Genomic DNA, 6,094 nt, shown 5'->3' with positions numbered 1-6,094 from the left:
TGATGGCATCAATTTGTTCCGTCACACGCATTGTACCAAGCTCAGCGGAAGTAAAGGCCCCAACTTTTCCACTGAGCATAAATGCGATCAGCAATGGTCCCACTTCACGAATGGTCCCACTTGTTGCAAGCCCTCCAAGATAACCAAGTGCACCTACTACTGGACTTGGGCTCCCTGCCCTATCCGTACATCCGTGCCATAATCGTTGTGAGCCACTCCCAGACTATCCGTACATCCGTGCCATAATCGGTGTGAGCCATATTTCAGTTATCAGTTATCAGTTATCAGTACCTCTGTCTACATTTTTTTGTCAGATTTTTCGCTTTTGTTGGGTTGCGCTGCCGCTTAACCCAACCTACCTACTTCCTCCAAAGTGTAAGTATTCAACCGGACATGATATCAGTTTTCCCTAAAAAAATTTAAGTCTCGTTCAATTGTTCAAGGATTAATTTTTCTTCCTCATGGTAATTAAATCTTGAGATATCTTCTCTATACCTTTCTTTAACAAGTTCAACCAACTCAGAAGTATAAAATTCCTGGTAACTAGGAATCTTTATACCCTTAAATTCAGAAGGGTAAAGGACAGAATAATCTAAATCTTTTTCCTGTTTTTCCTGTGATGTTTGAACATAGTTTGTCTTATTTCTCTGTGGAAGACTCAAACTAATCTTTAGTTTTTTTTGCAAGTACTCAAAATCATTAGCTATATTTTCTAGTTTGAGTATGTAATCAAAACGATTATTGCCCAAAAACAAATATTGAGGTTTCCAATGTACATTAAGTTCCTCATCTGGCGTAAATTTGAGATAATCTAAGAACTCCCTGAACGATATAGATTTCTCATAATCAACTTGTAAACCTTTATGTTTGTAAATGGCTGTTATTGTATCCTTATGCTTTATCTTCTTCATCTGAGTAAATGATCTGATTCGGTTGTTAACGAATTTCTCAACGTAAGCAGATACCAATCGTTTCCAAGGATTTCTCACAACTACGAATTTAAAATAATCATTACCATTAAGTATTTGATAGGCATTTTCCCCTTCTTTTGCTAAATTAAAATTTTCCTGTGCATACTTATGAACATCTCTTAATATTTTCTCATCCTTATTTTGTACATTGCTTAATTGAATAGCCAGAGTTTTAAAGCTAGAACTAGCATTTTTAGGTATGGGGCAATAAACAAAACGATACTGATGATTTAAAATGTATTTTTGGCGTTCCCAAAATAATTTAAATTGACATTGACTTTGAGATTGATTTATTTGCTCCTGGGATACAAATTGTTGCTTTGGTATCCTTAAATCTTCTGTTTTAGTTGATTGATGAGACTCTAGGTTTTCAATTCTACCAATACCTTTAATACCCTGATTTTTATCTGGGTAAGTCTCGTTCAGTTGTTGAAAAATTAACTTTGCTTCCTCTAATCTTCCCAATTCTATCAAGGTATTACCTTTATTTACTTGAAACCAAAAATCATCACTAGGAAATTTAGAAATACAAGTATTCCACATTTCTAAAGCCAACTCCCAATGCTGAAGTTCCATTGATATTTTAGCAAGACGAGCATATCCGACTGGTTTATCGGGATAGTTTTCTACTAAAAAATTACAAACTGCTTTTGCTTCATCAAACTTTGATAATTTCACTAAGGAATTTACAAGATGGCGGTATACCCATGGTGGTTGACTAGAATTTAACTCAATAGCTTTTTTGTAACTCGCTACAGCTTGATTATATTCTTTTAATTTTACTGCTTTATTGCCATCATCTATATGTTCTTGTGCTTTTTTGTCAATATCTAAATTACTTTCAGATTGTATTTCATTGTTAGGACTTTTATTTATTCGGAATGATTTATGACCGTAACTATGAGGCAGGGATAAAATTTCTTGTACCTTTGACTCAGAATATTCAACACCTAAAAAACCAAACATTAACTTGAGACGTTCTGATTTTTCTACTATGTCTTCATAACTGATTTTGAAGCAATTTTCAGGATGCTTTTCAACATATTTATTCATATCTCCTTCTATCACTTGCAAAATTTCCTTGACTTTTGCTTTCTCGAAATCTTTCCACCAACCACTCTCAGAAACAGCATCTAAATTTCTCGTATTAAAAATAAAACATGGGTTGGGAAATACTTTAGCAAGAAAATCCAAATATTCTGCCATTTTTTGAATATATATATGATTTTTTCTCAAATTTTTCCAATATAGAGCTTGAGTTAATATTTCCCAATTTTCTCCTTCTAAACCCTCTGCGGAACAGTATCTTATTTCTTTAAAACCATAGCACTTTACTCTATCTCTGTTTTCTCTACTCAATTCTCCTATTAAAACATCTCTGATTAATTTCTTGCAGTTTTTTAGATAGAGATTAATATCGATTGATTCACAACCATACCATGGTTGTTGAGGACTCGTTATTTCCTTAGCTTTAATTCCACATAATCTCTGATATGAAACGTATAATCCTTCTATAAAATTCATGTTTTCTCCCTTAATTAGAATACCATCTATGCTATTCAGTATTCCTTGGAGTAAGGTAGAACCACTTCTACCATAAGTAACAACTAATAAGGAGTCAAAATTTAAGGAGTTTGGAGTTTTTTTTGCCATATTTAGTTGCCTTTTCTCGCTATTACTCAATTGGTTGTTACTGTAATTAGCCAGCATATCTTTAAAATCCCGATTACATACTTCTCTTTTTTTCTCTAACTCCTCCCAATTAGGAATATACTGATAAATTGTCTGAGATTTTTGACTATTTTTATCTATATTTTCTTCAAAAAACTTTGGTCTTTTTTTAACTTCTTCATCATAATCAAAACCCAAAAAATTAAATAGTGAACGCCAGGTAATTAATTTCGTTGAAGCACTAGCGCTGTAAAGTGAATCATAACTAACCCAAAATGGAGTAATTTCCTCTTCTTTAAACATTTCTAAAATTTCTTGCGTTTTCGTTCGAGAATTCCTTCTAGTTTTTTCAAAGCTTTCTACTTCGACTCGATCCATTTTTATTTCACCACCAATGACTTTTTTATAATATTCTTCTGAGCCTTGTCTTCTATCCCAAATTTTAGTTGATCTAGCAACCATCAAAGACATTAATCGTGCAAATTCGTTTTCTCTATATAAAAATATGTGCTTATATCCTGCCTTATCAAATGTTTTTAATAAAACCTTTGAAAACTTAGGGTTAAAGTCGGGAATTTCATAACAATGCTTAATCAAAGTTTGATTTTGGCATACATCATTTTCCAAAACTTTTTGCAGTCCAGCAACATCTTGATAATTAGACTGACAAAAGTTTTGATAGATATAGCCAAGTTTTCTATCATGCTTAAAAGGCTCATGTTGACATGATGGAAAACAACTTATATCCATAAGAACATGAGTTAGTGTAGTTCCCCCAGTCCGGTGCATTGTCCATATAATAAAATGTTTTGTCATTATCTATAGAATCCTATTTTATTTGTGTTAGGAATTACGCAGATACGCTATATATAGTACTTGTAACTATTGTCCAATAGTTACTGGACTCTATACATAGTGTCTTTGCGTAAGTCCTGTGTGTATAAAAATCTTACTGCTTTTAGGGAACACCGGAGCTGGGAACACCGTAGCTGGGAACAGGGAACAGGTAGGAGTTTCAGTTGTAAGCATTCAGCTATCAGCTATCAGCTATTGCTTTTAGTTAATAGACATCTCCAGAAAAGAGGGAGTAGGGAGTAGGGAGTAGGGAACCCACCCCTCGCCCCTCCCCCTCCCAGGAGGGGAACAATTGATAATTTCTGGATAAGAATTGATTGTCTTTTTTATTTTTGGAGATGTCTAATGTAATATTTCTTTAAAAGAGGGAATAGGCAACAGGGAACACCGGAGCTGGGAACAGGGAATAGGGAATAGGGAATAGGGAACACCGGAGCTGGGAACAGGTAGGAGTTTCAGTTGTAAGCATTCAGCTATTAGCTGTCAGCTATTGCTTTTAGTTAATAGACATCTCCAGAAAAGAGGGAACAGGGAACAGGGAACAGGGAACCCACCCCTCGCCCCTCCCCCTCCCAGGAGGGGAACAATTGATAATTTCTGGATAAGAATTGATTGTCTTTTTTATTTTTGGAGATGTCTAATGTAATATTTCTTTCTTTACCGAAAAATTGTGGTTTAAAGCCTCCCCTTTTTAGGGGATAATTAATAATTACCGGATTATTAATTATTAATTATTAATTATTAAATAATTCTGGTTTAAAGCCTCCCCTTTCAAGGGGAAAAAAGCGGTTGAGGGATGGGGAGGTATCCTCGCCATATCCAATCAACCAAAAGAAGAAATAATATTTCCTTATATTCAATTCCGTAGCGGTTTTAACCAGAGGTAATTATCAATTATCAATTAGACATCTCCAAAAATAAAAAATCAAATCAATTCTCACACATAATATCAAATCCGGTAGCATCGGTGTAATTAGATAGTTAATCTAGGAGTCAGAACTCAGAACTCAGGAGTCAGGAGAAAAGAGAATTTAGAAAGATTTGCTCTTTAGGTGAAGATGAAAATTTTTTTATACCGAACCCGATCGGATTTGATATGAATTATCAATTATTCCCCTCCTGGGAGCTATGCTTTATAAACATTTTTCTTAACATAAAGCTTGACAAAATAGACAAGTTATGTACTAGCCTTTAAAAGATTTTTGCCAGAGAATAAAGTGTATTAAAAAGTAGATTTTTTTTGATAACTTAAGTAGTTTTTCCTATCTACATATGATTCTTTCTCCCTTCTCCCCTGCTCCCTACTCCCCTACTCCCCTACTCCCCTACTCCACACAAGGTTTTCAGGAGTTCCTTATAAGGGATAGTCCTGGGAGGGGGAGGGGCGAGGGGTGGGTTCCCTACTGCCTACTGCCTACTGCCTACTGCCTCTTTTCTGGAGATGTCTATTAATGAAACTCAACTTTACCTGTTCATAACATCTTTATATTGGCTCTCATCAAATGGTTCTAATAAAAAATCACTGTACATATTTTTGAGATTATCAGTACAGTTAACTATATCTTTATAGGTCATGTGATAAGTATATTCTGGATTTTTATAATTGTATTCCATAAAAAGATTATACTGATTTTCCAAAATTTTTTTACTTCGCTCTGGTTGTTCTTTCCACCAACCACTTTTTAATAAGTCACCAAGATTTCTGGTGTTAAAAATAAACTTTGCTTTCGGAAAAAGATTCTTTAAAAAGTCTAAATTCCAACTAAAATTCACAAAATATGCATTTCCTCCCCCTATTCTTATTTCTTTAAAACCCCAAACTCGAAATTTACTGTTTGGAGGATTAAACATTTCATATATTAGAGATGCTAACCTATCTTCTAGCAGCTTAATATCATAAACGTTATACCATTCAAATCCCGAATAATCTTTGTATGTTACATCTCTTGAACTAAGCTCTTCATAAGTGCAAAATCTATGTTGATTTTTAGGACTCTGTTTTTGAGTCTTTACTAAGGCTTGATAAAAATATGATAATGAACTAATTGCGTTGTAATTTTCTCCACAAATGTTATAGCCATCAACTGAGTTGAGTAATCTTAGTAATAAGGTACTCCCGCTACGACCTTGTGCTATTATAAATACACAATTACTATTTTTAATTCCATCTATGTCTTGGTTCATAAAGTGCTACCAATTTATCCTCATTAAGTATCTTATAACAATATAAATTCGCTCCTCACTTTTTACCATTATTAAACTCGGCCTCCCCTTTATCAAACTCGGATACCGCATTTTGCGATGTTGAGTTTTCTATTAGACATCTCCAGAAAAGAGGGAACAGGGAACACCGGAGCTGGGAACAGGGAAGAATAACATCATGTCCGGATAATAAGTTTGTTCCTCCTTAATATAATAGTTTTCATAAGGCGTGAAGTACATCAATGATCCCCCGCGCATCCCCCTTAAAAAGCTATGCGTTATAAACATCTTTCTTAACATAAAACGTAGACATTATAGACAAATTATGTTTGATACTTTAAAAGCCTTTTTCTAGAGAGAAAATGTATTTAAAAGTACATTGATTTTGATAAATT

The 6,094-nt window shown here is 34.1% G+C and carries 2 protein-coding genes and 1 pseudogene; all 3 read right to left on the bottom strand.

Annotation, left to right across the window (positions count from 1 at the left end):
* Positions 1–145, bottom strand: a pseudogene (locus tag F6K54_RS38575) (ABC transporter permease); the annotation flags it as partial.
* A gap of 274 nt (positions 146–419) precedes the next feature.
* A complete protein-coding gene (locus F6K54_RS38570; RefSeq protein WP_293089411.1) occupies positions 420–3,392 on the bottom strand; it encodes a sulfotransferase family 2 domain-containing protein in 2,973 nt (990 codons plus the stop codon).
* Between the two features lie 1,569 nt (positions 3,393–4,961).
* Positions 4,962–5,681: a sulfotransferase gene (locus F6K54_RS38565; RefSeq protein WP_293089409.1), complete on the bottom strand. Its 720-nt coding sequence runs from the start codon at positions 5,679–5,681 to the stop codon at positions 4,962–4,964.
* Positions 5,682–6,094: the final 413 nt, after the last annotated feature.

The sequence above is a fragment of the Okeania sp. SIO3B5 genome, from assembly GCF_010692555.1.
Classification (GTDB): domain Bacteria; phylum Cyanobacteriota; class Cyanobacteriia; order Cyanobacteriales; family Microcoleaceae; genus Okeania.
Note: the sequence above shows the minus strand (reverse complement) of the source record. Positions and strands in the feature narration are given on the sequence as shown.

Coding starts and splice junctions, on each gene's coding strand:
- F6K54_RS38570 (WP_293089411.1), bottom strand. CDS start 3,392: ATGGATATAAGTTGTTTTCCATCATGTCAACATGAGCCTTTTAAGCAT.
- F6K54_RS38565 (WP_293089409.1), bottom strand. CDS start 5,681: ATGAACCAAGACATAGATGGAATTAAAAATAGTAATTGTGTATTTATA.